General features: G+C 56.8%; 10 protein-coding genes. 7 read left to right on the top strand and 3 right to left on the bottom strand.

Annotation, left to right across the window (positions count from 1 at the left end; all coding sequences use genetic code 11):
* Positions 1-43: 43 nt before the first annotated feature.
* The 4 genes from pqiA to rmf all read left to right on the top strand — a co-directional run bounded on the left by pqiA (position 44) and on the right by rmf (position 3,931).
* Complete coding sequence (gene pqiA, locus SB13_RS10650) at positions 44-1,285, top strand: membrane integrity-associated transporter subunit PqiA (RefSeq protein ID WP_026740337.1); 1,242 nt, start codon at positions 44-46, stop codon at positions 1,283-1,285.
* 13 nt (positions 1,286-1,298) lie between these two features.
* Complete coding sequence (gene pqiB, locus SB13_RS10645; RefSeq protein WP_026740336.1) at positions 1,299-2,942, top strand: intermembrane transport protein PqiB; 1,644 nt, start codon at positions 1,299-1,301, stop codon at positions 2,940-2,942.
* 3 nt (positions 2,943-2,945) lie between these two features.
* Positions 2,946-3,509 (top strand): membrane integrity-associated transporter subunit PqiC, encoded by a 564-nt coding sequence (pqiC, locus tag SB13_RS10640; protein WP_026740335.1) that lies wholly within the window; start codon positions 2,946-2,948, stop codon positions 3,507-3,509.
* A 254-nt stretch (positions 3,510-3,763) separates the two neighbouring features.
* The gene (gene rmf / locus SB13_RS17355) at positions 3,764-3,931 is read left to right on the top strand and encodes a ribosome modulation factor (protein WP_071999766.1); all 168 of its coding nucleotides are present in this window, start codon (positions 3,764-3,766) and stop codon (positions 3,929-3,931) included.
* A 112-nt stretch (positions 3,932-4,043) separates the two neighbouring features.
* Here rmf and SB13_RS10635 read toward each other — a convergent pair whose 3' ends face one another.
* Both SB13_RS10635 and ppsR read right to left on the bottom strand, forming a co-directional pair.
* On the bottom strand, positions 4,044-5,090 hold the full coding sequence (locus tag SB13_RS10635; protein WP_026740334.1) for a 3-deoxy-7-phosphoheptulonate synthase: 1,047 nt from the start codon (positions 5,088-5,090) through the stop codon (positions 4,044-4,046).
* Positions 5,091-5,223: 133 nt separating this feature from the next.
* Complete coding sequence (ppsR, locus tag SB13_RS10630) at positions 5,224-6,051, bottom strand: posphoenolpyruvate synthetase regulatory kinase/phosphorylase PpsR (protein WP_026740333.1); 828 nt, start codon at positions 6,049-6,051, stop codon at positions 5,224-5,226.
* Positions 6,052-6,329: 278 nt separating this feature from the next.
* Here ppsR and ppsA point away from each other — a divergent pair, with 278 nt between their 5' ends.
* Positions 6,330-8,708: a phosphoenolpyruvate synthase gene (ppsA, locus tag SB13_RS10625; RefSeq protein ID WP_026740332.1), complete on the top strand. Its 2,379-nt coding sequence runs from the start codon at positions 6,330-6,332 to the stop codon at positions 8,706-8,708.
* A 513-nt stretch (positions 8,709-9,221) separates the two neighbouring features.
* Here ppsA and ydiK read toward each other — a convergent pair.
* On the bottom strand, positions 9,222-10,328 hold the full coding sequence (ydiK, locus tag SB13_RS10620; RefSeq protein WP_394296372.1) for an AI-2E family transporter YdiK: 1,107 nt from the start codon (positions 10,326-10,328) through the stop codon (positions 9,222-9,224).
* A gap of 301 nt (positions 10,329-10,629) precedes the next feature.
* Here ydiK and ydiJ point away from each other — a divergent pair, with 301 nt between their 5' ends.
* Positions 10,630-13,683: a D-2-hydroxyglutarate dehydrogenase YdiJ gene (gene ydiJ / locus SB13_RS10615; protein ID WP_026740330.1), complete on the top strand. Its 3,054-nt coding sequence runs from the start codon at positions 10,630-10,632 to the stop codon at positions 13,681-13,683.
* Complete coding sequence (locus SB13_RS10610; protein WP_026740329.1) at positions 13,680-14,105, top strand: hotdog fold thioesterase; 426 nt, start codon at positions 13,680-13,682, stop codon at positions 14,103-14,105. The genes ydiJ and SB13_RS10610 overlap by 4 nt, the downstream gene beginning before the upstream one ends.
* Positions 14,106-14,114: the final 9 nt, after the last annotated feature.

Genomic DNA, 14,114 nt, shown 5'->3' with positions numbered 1-14,114 from the left:
CCGCATCGCGGCTGCCTGGTTGGCTGGCAACAGGAGGTTATTGATGTGCACCCACTCCCACTCTGCGGAGGGTAAGATGCTGTGCCCGCAGTGCGACCTGCTGGTCGAACTTCCTGACTTACGGCCAGGGCAGCGGGCGGTATGCCCGCGATGCAATACGCTGCTGACGAGTCATCGTCCTGAAGCGCGCTGGCGTTCGGTGAGTTTCGCCATCAGCGCGCTGGTGATGCTGTTCCTGTCTGCGCTGTTTCCCTTCGTCTCCATGCAGGTGGCGGGGATCACCAGTGAAGTCACTTTGCTGGAAATCCCCAAAGTCATGGTGGATGAGAACTATGCCAGCGTCGCGACGCTGTTCATGCTGTTTGTGCAGTGTATTCCCGCCAGCTGCATGCTCATCATCATTGGGCTGTGCGGGCATATCCGGATGAATCTTGGGCTCACCCGGCTGCTTGCGCGGATTCTGTTCCAACTGAAAAGCTGGGGTATGCCGGAAATCTTTCTGGCTGGTGTGCTGGTGAGTTTTGTCAAACTGATGGCCTACGGCAGCATCGGCATCGGCATCAGCTTTATTCCCTATGTCCTGTTTTGTCTTCTGCAACTGCTGGCTTTCCAGAGTCTTGACCGCCGGCGTTTGTGGCACGATGTCACGCCCGCGCCGGCGGTGCCGGATACCCTCGAAACAGGGCGCAGCGGGATTGCGCAGGGCGTTCGCTCGTGCAGCTGTTGTACGGCGGTGCTCCCGGCGGATGTGCAGGTGTGTCCGCGTTGCCACACGCATGGACATCTGCGTCGGCGTCATAGCCTGCAGTGGACGCTGGCGCTGCTGGTCACCTCGCTCATGCTGTACATCCCGGCCAATATGTTGCCCATCATGGTGACGGAAGCGCTGGGCAATAGAATGGATTCGACGATTATGTCCGGCGTCGTCTTGCTGTGGGGCTCTGGTTCTTACCCGGTCGCCCTGGTGATTTTTATCGCCAGCATCATGGTGCCGACACTGAAGATGATCGCGCTCGGCTGGCTTTGCTGGTGTACGCAGGGCAAAAGCCGTCACGATACCGAGCGTATGCATCTGGTCTACGAAGTGGTGGAATTCGTGGGGCGTTGGTCCATGATTGATGTGTTCGTGATTGCCGTGCTGTCCGCGTTAGTTCGCGTCGGCCGTTTTATGAGCGTGTATCCTGAAATCGGCGCAGTGCTGTTTGCCGCGGTGGTTATTCTGACCATGCTTGCCGCTATTATGTTTGATCCCCGCCTGTTGTGGGATCGTTACAACCGTGAGTGAGAGGAGTTTTCCATTGACGAAAAATAACCACAGCGCCGCAGAGATTGAATCGCTTAAGCGCTGGTCTCCGGTCTGGATTGTGCCCATCGTCACGTTGCTGATCGGCGCCTGGATCCTGTTTTATCACTTCAGCCATCAGGGGCCGGAAATTACACTGACGGCACAGACGGCAGATGGCATTGAGGCGGGGAAAACGCCCATCAAGAGCCGTAGCGTCAACGTCGGCGTGGTGGAAAGCGTGGTGCTGAGCAAAGACCTCCATCAGGTTGAGATCAAAGCGCGTTTGAATAACGACATGGATCATCTGCTGAGCACCGATTCGGTGTTCTGGGTGGTCAAGGCTCAGGTTGGACGAGAGGGGATTTCCGGGCTCGGGACGCTGCTGTCAGGGTCGTTTATTCAGTTGCAGCCCGGNTCCAATAAGGATGAAAGCCGAGATTTTAAACTATTAGACAGTCCGCCGTTGGCGTCTCCGGATGCTAAAGGGGTCCGCGTGTCGCTGACCAGCGAACGCGCCGGCCAGTTGAATGCGGGCGATCCGGTGCTGTTCCGCGGTTATCGCGTTGGTTCGGTGGAAACCAGCCACTTTGATCCTGCGGAACGAAAAATGAGCTATCAGCTGTTCATTAACGCTCCCTACAACTCGCTGGTGACCAGCAACGTTCGCTTCTGGAAAGATAGCGGCGTCGCGCTCGACCTCTCTGCGCAGGGGATGCGCGTTGAGATGGGATCGCTGGCGACATTGCTGAACGGCGGCGTGAGCTTCGACGTGCCGAGCGGCTGGGAACGGGGCGATCCGGCGAAAGAACACGCCGAATACCAGCTGTATGACAGCCAGCGCAGCATTCAGGATACGCTCTACACCCGATTCAAGGAGTATCTGCTGTTCTTCGACGAGTCTGTTCGCGGTCTGCAGCCAGGCGCGCCGGTTGAGTTCCGCGGCATCCGTTTGGGCACCGTGTCGCAGGTTCCGTTCTTCCCGCACGAGATCAAGCAGAGTCTGACTAATGACTACCGCATTCCGGTCATGATCCGCATCGAGCCGGACCGTTTGCAGGCACACGTCTGGGATCAGTTGAATCTGGAAGAGGAAATCAAGGAAGCGCCGGCGCTGGGCCTACGTGCCTCCATGAAGACGGCTAATATCCTGACCGGCGCGCTATATATCGATCTGGACTTCTACCCGCAGTTGAAGGGACGTCCGGTGTCGATGGTCAAGGTTGACGGCTACGAGGTCTTGCCGACGGTCACCGGCGGGCTGTCGCAGATCCAGCAAAAATTGATGACGGTATTGGATAAGGTGAACGGTCTGCCGTTGACGCCGATGGTATCGCAGGCCACGCAAACGCTGGCTGAAAGTCAGGCGACGTTGCGCGAGCTGCAGAAAACGCTGGCGTCGCTGAACCAGATTACCGGCAACAAGTCGATGCAGGAGCTGCCTCAGGATATGCAGCGTACGCTGCGTGAGCTGAATCGTAGCATGCAGGGCTTCCAGCCAGGTTCTCCAGCCTACAACAAGATGGTGACCGATATGCAGCGGTTGGATCAGGTGTTGCGTGAACTGCAGCCGTTGCTGCGCACCCTGAACGGCAAGAGCAATGCGCTGGTGTTCGAAGCGTCGGGTGGTCAGGATCCGCAACCGAAGAAGGCGAAATAAATCATGATGAAACGATGGACATTGGCATTGGTGCTGCTGCTTGGGGCATGCAGCAGCGATTCGCAGAAGGTCTACTATCAGCTGCCGTCAGAGGCTGATAAAGCCACGGCTTCCGTGACTCCCGCCTCCGCGCCCCACCTATGGGTGCGCGGGGTGGCGCTGGCCGACTCGCTGTCGAACAGCGGGATTGTGTATCAGACGTCCGACGTACGGTACACCATCGCCAGCAACAACCTCTGGGCCAGCCCGCTGGATCAGCAGCTGCAGCAGTCGTTGATAGCGACGCTGCAGCAGGGGCTGCCTTCATGGGGGGTTGTGAGCCGTGAGCCGGATGGCGATCGGGCGACGCTGGATATCACCGTCTCGGCCTTCCAGGGCCGCTACGACGGTAGTGCGGTGATTCGCGGCGCCTGGACGCTGCGTTATCAGGATCGCATCATTACTCAGCCGTTCAACGTCACGCTGCCGCAGTCTGAAGATGGCTACGATGCGCTCGTAAAAACGCTGGCCGAAGGCTGGCAGCAGGTGGCTCAGTCCATCGTTCGTCAGGCTGCCGCTCTGTCCTGATGGGTTCTAAAAATAGACCGCTGAATGTCGATTTTTTATAAACAAAGGCATTCAGCGGTTTTGTTTTCCCCTCAAACGGTTACCGTGAACCGTTCCCGCTCCTCGGTAAAAGATTCCGATATTGGCTCACAAATATGACAATGGCGTGAATATTGCGTCTTGATCTTCAGACCAGGAATCGCTATTCCTTAAGTGTGGTTGCTCATAAAGTAATCACCATTCTTTCCACCAGACTCGTATGAGGGAAATGAGGCATGAAGAGACAGAAACGAGATCGCCTTGAACGGGCGCATTCACGCGGTTATCAAGCAGGTATTTCTGGTCGACCCAAGGAGCTTTGCCCCTATCAATCGATCAATGCTCGGTCTTACTGGTTGGGAGGGTGGCGTCAAGCCATGGAAGATAGGGCAGTAGCAGCTTAGCGCTGCCTTATCTATCGAAAAGGAACCACCTCCGCCTTGCTGCGGAGGTTTTTTATGGCGGCTCCGATGTGGTCAGGCAGCGTAACTCTTTCACGCTGCTTCCGGCGACGAATTACAAACGATGGCTCACTGCCTCCGCCAACTGAGCCAGTACACGCTCGCTATCTTCCCAGCCCAAACAGGGATCCGTAATAGATTGGCCGAATGTTAACGTGGCCGGATTGAGCGACGGCTGCGCGCCTTCCACCAGAAAACTTTCAATCATCACCCCCGCGATAGCCGTGGTTCCCTCTGCGATTTGCCCACAGATTGAGAGCGCGACTTCTTTCTGACGCCGGTGTTGCTTTTGACAATTGCCGTGGCTGAAGTCGATGATAAGCCGCGGCGTCAGAGAAAACGACGCCAACTGCTGGCAGGCTTGCGCCACATCTTCGGCATGGTAGTTGGGGGTTTCTCCACCGCGCATAATAAGGTGGCCATACGGATTTCCTGATGAACGGTAGACCGACATCCGGCCTTGCTTATCTGGCGACAGAAACATGTGAGGCGCCTGTGCGGACCGGATCGCATCAATTGCGATGCGGATATTACCGTTCGTTCCGTTCTTGAACCCGACCGGGCAAGATAGCGCCGACGCCATTTCCCGATGAATCTGGCTCTCTGTCGTGCGTGCGCCGATGGCGCCCCAGCTAATCAGATCGGCAATATACTGGCCGGTGACGATATCTAAGAATTCGGTGGCGGTCGGCAGGCCCAGCTTGTTGATCTCCAGCAGCAGTTGACGGGCGAGTGTTAAGCCTTTGTTGACCTGAAAAGTGCCGTTCAGATCCGGGTCTGCGATTAATCCCTTCCATCCCACCACCGTACGCGGTTTTTCAAAATAAGCCCGCATCACGATTTCCAACCGATGATGATAGCGCGTGCGAAGTTCGGCTAATCGTCGTGCGTACGTCAGAGCACTTTCCGGATCGTGGAGGGAACAGGGGCCGATGATGACAAGCAGACGCGGGTCGCGTCCGGATAGAATATTTTCGATGTGGGCTCTCGACGTGGTCACGGTTTCGGCGACGTCGGGCGTCATGGGAAGAAGGCTGATCAGTTGATCCGGCGTCATCAGCGTATCGAGGCGTGAGCTGCGGAGTTCGTCAGTTTGGGGCATGAAAGCATTCTCAGTAAAAGGGAAAAGGAGGCGCTGATAGGGTTAAGCGGAGCACATGAACTGGTGCTCAACGCTCTGGCTGGTCTCCATTCAGCACGATGCGGGAAAGTCTACCACCTGGCGTATTACTGTACTAGTACATGCGCCTGCTCATGCCCAGGATATCGATGATGCGAGCGGAAATTTCTTCCACGGAGTAGTTGGTCGTATTGATGTATTTGATCTGATAACGGCGGTAAAGCGCCTCGACTTCCCGCAGCTCCAGCCGACACTGCCGTAACGACGCATAATGGCTATTGCCGCGCCGCTCTTCGCGAATGGCGGCCAGCCGTTCTGGATCGATGGTCAGACCGAAAAGTTTATCGTGGTAGGGCCGCAGCGCCTCGGGCAACCGCAGATTGAGGTTGTCCAGGTCTTCGGCGATGAACGGGTAATTGGCGGCGCGGATGCCGAACTGCATCGCCAGATACAGGCTGGTGGGCGTTTTTCCGCAGCGTGATACGCCCAGCAAAATGACTTGAGCCTGATCGAGATTGCGCAGCGAGATACCATCGTCATGCGCAAGCGTGTAATCGATAGCGGCAATGCGGGCATCGTATTTGATCAGGTTATTGGCCGTGAGTCCGTGGGTCCGGTTCGCCACCGGGCTCGGTTCGATATTCAACTCCTGCTGCAGCGGCGCGACCAAGGCTTGCACGATATCCTGACAGAAGCCTTCGCTGCTGACGATGATGTCTCGGACCGACGGCGTCACAATAGAGTAGAACACCAGCGGGCGCACGCCGCTCTGTTGGTAAATCGCGTTGATCTGCTCCCGGACGGCGTTGGCACGGCTGGAACTTTCGACAAACGGCAGGGTATAGCTCGTGAAATCGACGGGAAACTGCGAGAGCACGGCATGCCCCAGCACCTGGGCTGTAATGGCGGTACCGTCGGAGACATAAAAGACGCTTCGTTCCACAGGGGCTCCTCAAGGCGACAGGCTCCCGAGCGGTCCATACGGAGTATCGGCATCCAGGACCAAGGCGGGGCATATCTTTCTGATTAAGTGGGTAAACCCACTCACTATTGATGTTTTTCCCCGGCCGCGCAATGTGAATCAGAGGCGACAATTTTTTTTCACTGGGTTGATCGATTCACCTTTCCCAGCTTTACAAAACGCTATGCTACGCTCGAAAAAGCTGAGGTTTCATCAGCAGTGCTTCCATACCCTACATTGTATGCAGAAGGATAATTTCGATGTCCAACAACGGTACAGATAAGCGTAATGTCTTGTGGTACGACCAACTCGGTATGCATGACGTGGAGCGGGTAGGCGGCAAGAACGCCTCTCTGGGTGAAATGATCACCAACCTGTCATCGCTGGGCGTGGAAGTCCCTAATGGCTTCGCGACAACCGCTCAGGCGTTCAATGATTTTTTGACACAGAGCGGCATCAACCAGCGGATCTACGCGCTGCTGGATAAAACCGACATTGACGATGTTAACCAGCTTGCCAAAGCTGGCGCCCAAATTCGTCAATGGATTGTGGATACGCCATTCCAGCCTGCGTTGGAACAGGCGATACGCGACGCCTATCAGCAGCTCTCAGAAGACGATCCAGACGCTTCCTTCGCCGTCCGTTCGTCGGCCACCGCCGAAGACATGCCCGATGCCTCCTTCGCCGGCCAGCAAGAGACGTTCCTCAACGTACAGGGCTTCGATGCCGTGCTGACGGCGGTCAAACATGTATTCGCCTCGCTGTTCAACGACCGCGCCATTTCTTACCGTGTACATCAGGGCTACGATCACCGCGGAGTCGCGCTGTCCGCCGGGATCCAGCGCATGGTGCGTTCCGATCTGGCGGCGTCCGGCGTCATGTTTACGCTAGACACCGAATCCGGGTTCGATCAGGTGGTTTTCATCACCGCGGCCTGGGGACTGGGTGAAATGGTGGTACAGGGCGCGGTCAACCCGGATGAGTTCTACGTCCACAAACCAACGCTGCTGAAGGGCAATCCTGCGATAGTGCGCCGCAACATGGGGTCGAAGAAGATCCGCATGGTGTATGCCCCCAGTCAGGAGCATGGCAAGCAGGTCAGCATCGAGGACGTCCCGGAGACGCAGCGTGACCGTTTCTGCTTAACCGATGAAGAAGTGCAGGCGCTGGCGCATCAAGCGCTGCTGATTGAAAAACACTACGCCCGACCGATGGATATCGAATGGGCGAAAGACGGACACACCGGTCGCCTTTACATCGTGCAGGCGCGTCCGGAAACCGTGCGCTCGAATGGTCAGGTTATGGAGCGCTATCACCTGCCCGCTAGCGGCAAAGTGCTGGTTGAGGGCCGGGCTATCGGGCATCGCATTGGCGCGGGTGAAGTCAAAAATATCAACGACATCAGTGAAATGCATCTGGTTAATGCGGGCGATGTGTTAGTGACGGACATGACCGATCCCGATTGGGAACCGATTATGAAAAAGGCCGCGGCTATCGTGACCAACCGGGGCGGACGTACCTGTCATGCGGCGATTATTGCCCGTGAGCTGGGGATCCCGGCCGTCGTAGGCTGCGGTGATGCGACGGAGCGGCTCGGTAATGGGCACAAGGTGACCGTCTCGTGCGCGGAGGGCGATACCGGCTACGTCTATCAGGATCTGCTGGACTTCACGGTGAAAAGCTCGCCGGTGGACGCCATGCCGACTTTGCCGCTCAAAATCATGATGAACGTAGGCAACCCGGATCGCGCCTTTGACTTCGCCTGCTTGCCTAATGACGGCGTAGGGCTGGCGCGGCTCGAATTCATTATCAATCGCATGATCGGTGTGCATCCGCGCGCGCTGCTGGAGTTTGACCAGCAGACGCCGCAACTTCAGCAGGAGATCAAAAGTTTGATGCAGGGCTACGACGATCCGGTCGAGTTTTACATCGAACGTCTAAAAGAGGGCATTGCCACGCTCGCCAGCGCCTTCTGGCCGAAGCGCGTTATCGTTCGGCTTTCTGACTTCAAGTCCAACGAGTATGCCAATCTGGTTGGCGGCGACCGCTACGAACCGGACGAAGAGAACCCTATGTTGGGATTCCGTGGCGCAGGCCGTTATGTGTCACCTGACTTCCGCGACTGTTTTGCGCTGGAATGTGAAGCCGTCAAACGGGTGCGCGATGTGATGGGGCTGACCAACGTCGAAATCATGATCCCGTTTGTCCGCACTGTTCAACAGGCGGAGGCCGTGGTGGCGGAGTTGGCGGCCCAGGGGTTACGTCGCGGAGAAAAAGGGCTGAAAATCATTATGATGTGTGAAATTCCGTCCAACGCGTTGCAGGCTGAAGCGTTCCTGCAGCACTTTGATGGATTTTCCATCGGCTCGAACGATATGACGCAGCTGACATTGGGCTTGGATCGTGACTCCGGCGTGGTATCGGCGTTGTTCGATGAACGCAATGAGTCGGTAAAAATGCTGCTGGCGATGGCGATTAAAGCCGCCAAAGCGCAGGGCAAATACGTCGGCATCTGCGGACAAGGGCCGTCAGATCATGAAGACTTCGCCGCCTGGTTGATGGAGCAGGGCATCGACAGCCTGTCGTTGAATCCGGATACCGTGGTGCAAACCTGGTTGAGTCTCGCGGAAATCCGCTAACAGAGAATCAGTTCGATGTGGTAATCGCGATACTCTCTCTTATGTTTTGTCACTCATCGCGTCGCGATAGAGAAAACGCTCGTGGTCAACCTGGGTTGTCACGGGCGTTTTTTTGTAGGGCGATGGGCGCTATCACCAGGAATAATTCGCAGCCAAAAAAAAAGCCCATCACAGGGGATGGGCAAAGACTACACACAGCAATTCGTTACTGGCTCTGACGAGGAGAAACCTCCGGACAGATGTTACTTCAACACTAGCTTCGACATTCATAGTATGAACTCGTGTCGAATCCGTCATTAAGAATCATCCTAATGGTTAATTGTTTTTTAACGATTTTTTTTAGTTACACAGTTCTTTTGCGGATATTTGCCTGTGTGCAAGGATTTACAGAATGCCAGTCATTGGGGGGAAATCGGAGTTGTCTTAAATAGGTAAGATTCGCTTAATTGTTTCCTATTCTCCAAGGCAGAGGCTGCCTCGGAGAATGTCATTGGATAAGGCAACGCCGGCTGGTTATAGCCGGGTGCTTTTGGGATCCACATGCACGTCTGACAGTGATGGCGGCTCCGGGGTGTCCTGCATCCAGGCGGAGAGCAGGCGGTAAGATACAGCCAACACAACCGGCCCAATGAAGAGTCCGATCATGCCAAAGGCCAGCAGGCCGCCGATGACCCCGGACAGGATCAGCAGTAGCGGCAGATCGGCACCCATACGGATCAGGATCGGTCTGATCACGTTATCCAGCGTAGCGACGACGCCGCTCCATACCAACAGCACGGTTCCCCAGGTTGTATCGCCCGTCCAGTACAGCCAGATGATGGCAGGGACCAGTACCGGCAGTGGACCAAGCTGTGCGACGCAGCTAAAGAACATCAAGACGGTGAGCAGCGTCGTGTAAGGGATGCCGGCGATCGTCAGACCGATCCCGCCAAGCACGGATTGCACGATAGCTGTCACGACCACGCCCAGCGCAACGGCGCGAATGGCTTGCGCGGCCAGGATCACCGCCGCGTCGCCGCGCTCCTGCCCTAAACGCATGGCAAGTCGACGTACGCCAAAGGCTACCCGATCGCCTCTGCTGTACAGTAATACGCTGAACAGCACCATCAGGGCGCAATGCATCAAGAAGCGACCAACGTGTGCGGCCTGCGCCACGACCCAGGTTGCCGTTTTCCCGACATAAGGCTGAACTTGCGACATTAGGGCGCTGCCGCCACTGTGAATGAGCGTCTGCCAGCTGTTATACAGTTTGCTACCCACCATAGGAACGGACTTCAGCCATTCCAACGTGGGCGGCGCCATGTGCTCCTGAGAAGACGCCCAGCCGATCAACGCCGAAGAGTTATCGATCACGCTGCTCACCAGAATAGACGTGGGGATAACAAAGAGCAGAACTAGTAGCAGCGTCATGGCGACGACCGCCAGCGACCGGCGGCCCCAGAGCAATTTCTGCAAGCGAATCAACAGCGGCCAAGTGGCGATAACCACCATGCTCGCCCAGGCAAAACCCAGAATAAAGGGCTGAACGACCCAGAAGCAGGCAATGATCATTATGGCAATGAACATGAGCGTGAACAGCATTGTAGCAAGGTCGAAACGGGGTGACTGAGAGTGTTCCATCAACGATTATTACCTCTTGAGCGAATGTCTTATCGACTGACGGTAGACCTTGTCAGCGGGAAAGATAATAGCGGTAAAAAAGCCAAGGTGCTGCATTTACTGCGGATCGAGTGGTGAGTCTTGATCGCACGCCTTGCGCCAAACAGGGCGTTTTCTCCGTAAGTTTTTATCGTTCCGTAGGCGCGCCCCGGCATGAAATGTGATAAAACAAAAAATCGTGCGGCGCCGGGATAAAGAAGCGCCACGCCTATCATTCTATCACTGTTTTGCAAACACTATTCTACAGACAGGGTCAACCACAATGATCCCACAGATCACTCAGGCGCCTGGCCTCGTTCAGCCGGTGCTCGACTTTTTGGAAGCGTTAAAACAACACGGATTCACCGGCGATACCGCCACCCACTATGCAGACCGACTGACAATGGCGACTGACAACAGCATTTATCAACTGTTGCCGGATGCCGTGGTTTTTCCTCGTTCGACCGCCGATGTGGCGCTCTTGGCGCGGCTGGCGGGCGAAACGGCATTCTCGTCGCTCACGTTCACGCCGCGCGGCGGCGGCACCGGCNCTAACGGACAGGCCCTGAATCGGGGCATCGTGGTCGATATGTCGCGCTACATGAACCGGATTCTGGAAATCAATCCCGAGCAGGGGTGGGTACGCGTTGAAGCCGGCGTGATCAAAGACCAGCTTAACCAGTACCTTAAACCGTTCGGCTATTTTTTTGCGCCGGAGCTGTCGACCAGCAACCGCGCCACACTGGGCGGGATGATTAACACGGACGCTTCCGGTCAGGGCTCTCTGATGTACGGCAAAACGTCTGACCACGTACTCGGCGTGCGGGCCGTGCTGTTAGGCGGCGAAATGCTGGACACGCAGCCCATGCCGGTGGCGTTGGCAGAACAACTGGCTGAGGAGCCGTCGCCGGTCGGGCGGATATACCACACGGTGCTTAACCGCTGCCGCGAGCAGCGCCCTCTCATCGTCGACAAGTTTCCCAAGCTGAATCGATTCCTTACTGGGTACGATCTACGTCATGTATTCAGCGACGACCTGCAGACTTTCGATCTCACGCGCATTTTGACCGGGTCGGAAGGATCTCTGGCCTTTATCACGGAAGCCAAACTGGATATCACGCCGTTGCCGAAAATCCGGCGGCTGGTGAATATCAAGTACGACTCGTTCGACTCCGCACTGCGCAACGCGCCGTTTATGGTGGACGCCAAGGCCTTATCCGTGGAGACGGTGGACTCCAAAGTGCTGAATCTGGCGCGCGAGGATATTGTCTGGCATTCGGTCAGCGAACTGATTACCGACGTTCCCGGTCAGGAAATGCTGGGGCTGAATATCGTCGAATTTGCCGGGGATGATGAAGCTCTGATCGATGAGCGCGTCGGGTCCTTGTGTCAGCGGCTCGATGATCTGTTGGCGAAGCGGGAGAAGGGTGTTATCGGGTATCAGCTCTGTCACGACCTCGCGGGTATCGAGCGGATTTATGGCATGCGTAAAAAGGCGGTTGGTTTGCTGGGCAACAGCAAAGGGCAGGCCAAACCCATCCCGTTTGCCGAGGATACCTGCGTTCCTCCCCAGCATCTGGCGGACTACATTGCGGAGTTCCGCGCGCTGCTGGATAGCCATCAGCTGAGCTACGGCATGTTCGGCCATGTGGATGCCGGGGTACTGCATGTCCGTCCGGCGCTGGATATGTGCGATCCGCAGCAGGAGATGCTGATGAAGCAGCTGTCGGATCAGATTGTGGCGTTAACCGCCAAATACGGCGGTCTGCTCTGGGGAGAACACGGCAAGGGATTTCGCGCCGAGTATAGTCCGGCCTTTTTCGGCCCGGAACTGTATGAAGAGCTGCGGCGCGTCAAAAGCGCCTTTGATCCGCAAAACCGCCTCAATCCGGGAAAAATCTGTGCGCCCATCGATGTCGACGCGCCGATGATGAAGGTCGATGCGGTGAAACGCGGCACCTACGATCGCCGCATTCCTCTGGCGGTTCGCTCCTCTTTTCGCGGCGCGATGGAGTGTAACGGCAACGGTCTGTGTTTTAACTTTGATGCACGCAGCCCGATGTGTCCGTCGATGAAGGTAACCGGCAATCGCATCCATTCTCCCAAAGGCCGCGCGTCGCTGGTGCGTGAGTGGCTACGGCTGCTGACGGAGCAGGGCGTGGATCCACTGGCGCTGGAAAATAGTCTGTCGGCGCAGCGCATCAGTTTCCGCACCTTGGTGCAGAAGACGCGCAATACTTGGCAGGCGCGCAAGGGAGACTATGATTTTTCGCACGAAGTGAAAGAGGCGATGTCGGGCTGTCTGGCCTGTAAGGCCTGCTCGACGCAGTGTCCGATTAAAATCGACGTGCCGAGTTTCCGCTCGCGCTTCCTACAGCTCTATCACACGCGCTACCTGCGACCGGCGCGGGACTATCTGGTCGCTGGGGTAGAGAGCTATGCGCCGCTGATGGCGAGAGCGCCGAAAACCTTCAACTTTTTCCTCAAACAGCCGTGGGTCGGCGAGTTAAGCCGCAAATGTATCGGCATGGTCGATCTGCCGCTGTTATCTTCCCCGTCGTTGCGGCAACAGTTTGCGGGCCATCCCGCGATGACGACCACGCTGGAACAGCTGGAACAGCTTTCCCCGCAGGCGCGCGCCGACTATGTGCTGATTGTGCAGGATCCGTTCACCAGCTATTACGATGCGAAAGTCGTGGCGGATTTCGTCAAGCTGGTGGAAAAGCTGCATTTCAAACCGGTGCTGGTGCCGTTCTCGCCGAATGGTAAGGCGCAGCATATCAAAGGGTTCCTGACCCGTTTCGCCCGGACGGCGAGTAAAACCGCGGATTTCCTCAACCGCGTGGCGGCCCTCGGGCTACCGATGGTCGGCGTCGATCCGGCGCTGGTGCTGTGTTATCGCGACGAATATCAGGAAGCGCTGGGCGACCGACGCGGCGACTTCAAGGTACAACTGGTGCACGAGTGGCTGGTGAACGCCTTGCCGGACGGCACGGACAGAGACGAGGCGGGCGAACCGTGGTATCTGTTCGGTCACTGTACGGAAGCGACCGCGCTGCCAACGAGCACCCAGCAATGGAGCCGCATCTTCGCGCGATTCGGCGCCAAATTGGAAAACGTCAGCGTCGGTTGCTGTGGGATGGCGGGAACGTATGGACATGAAGCGCCCAACCTGGATAACTCCAAGAAGATCTATGCGCTGTCCTGGCAGCCTGCAGTGCAAAAACTGCCGCCACAGCGTTGTCTGACAACCGGATATTCCTGCCGCAGTCAGATGAAACGGATGGAAGGACAGTCCTTCAAACATCCCTTACAGGCGTTGCTGGAGCTCGTATGAGTTTGTGGAAACGAGAGTGCGATCTGGAACAGCTTAATCAGCGGGCGGCCCACTGCATGGTGGGTCATCTCGGGATTCGGTTTACCCGCATGACTGACGATACGCTGGAAGGCGTCATGCCGGTGGATGAACGGACGCGACAACCGTTCGGTCGACTGCACGGCGGGGCTTCCGTCACGCTGGCGGAATCATTGGGGTCCGTCGCGGGCTATCTGTGCTCGCAGGACGATCAGCAGGTGGTGGGGGTGGAAATTAACGCCAATCACCTGCGGGGCGTCGGCGAAGGCGAGGTGCGAGGCATCTGCCGCGCGCTGCATGTCGGTAAACGGCATCAGGTGTGGCAAATCGACATCTACGATCCCGACGACCGGCTGTGTTGCACGTCGCGTCTGACCACGGCGGTCATCACACCCGACGGATAACGCTCAGCG

The sequence above is a fragment of the Lonsdalea quercina subsp. quercina genome (assembly GCF_000688695.1).
GTDB classification, from domain to species: Bacteria; Pseudomonadota; Gammaproteobacteria; order Enterobacterales; family Enterobacteriaceae; genus Lonsdalea; species Lonsdalea quercina_D.
Note: the sequence above shows the minus strand (reverse complement) of the source record. Positions and strands in the feature narration are given on the sequence as shown.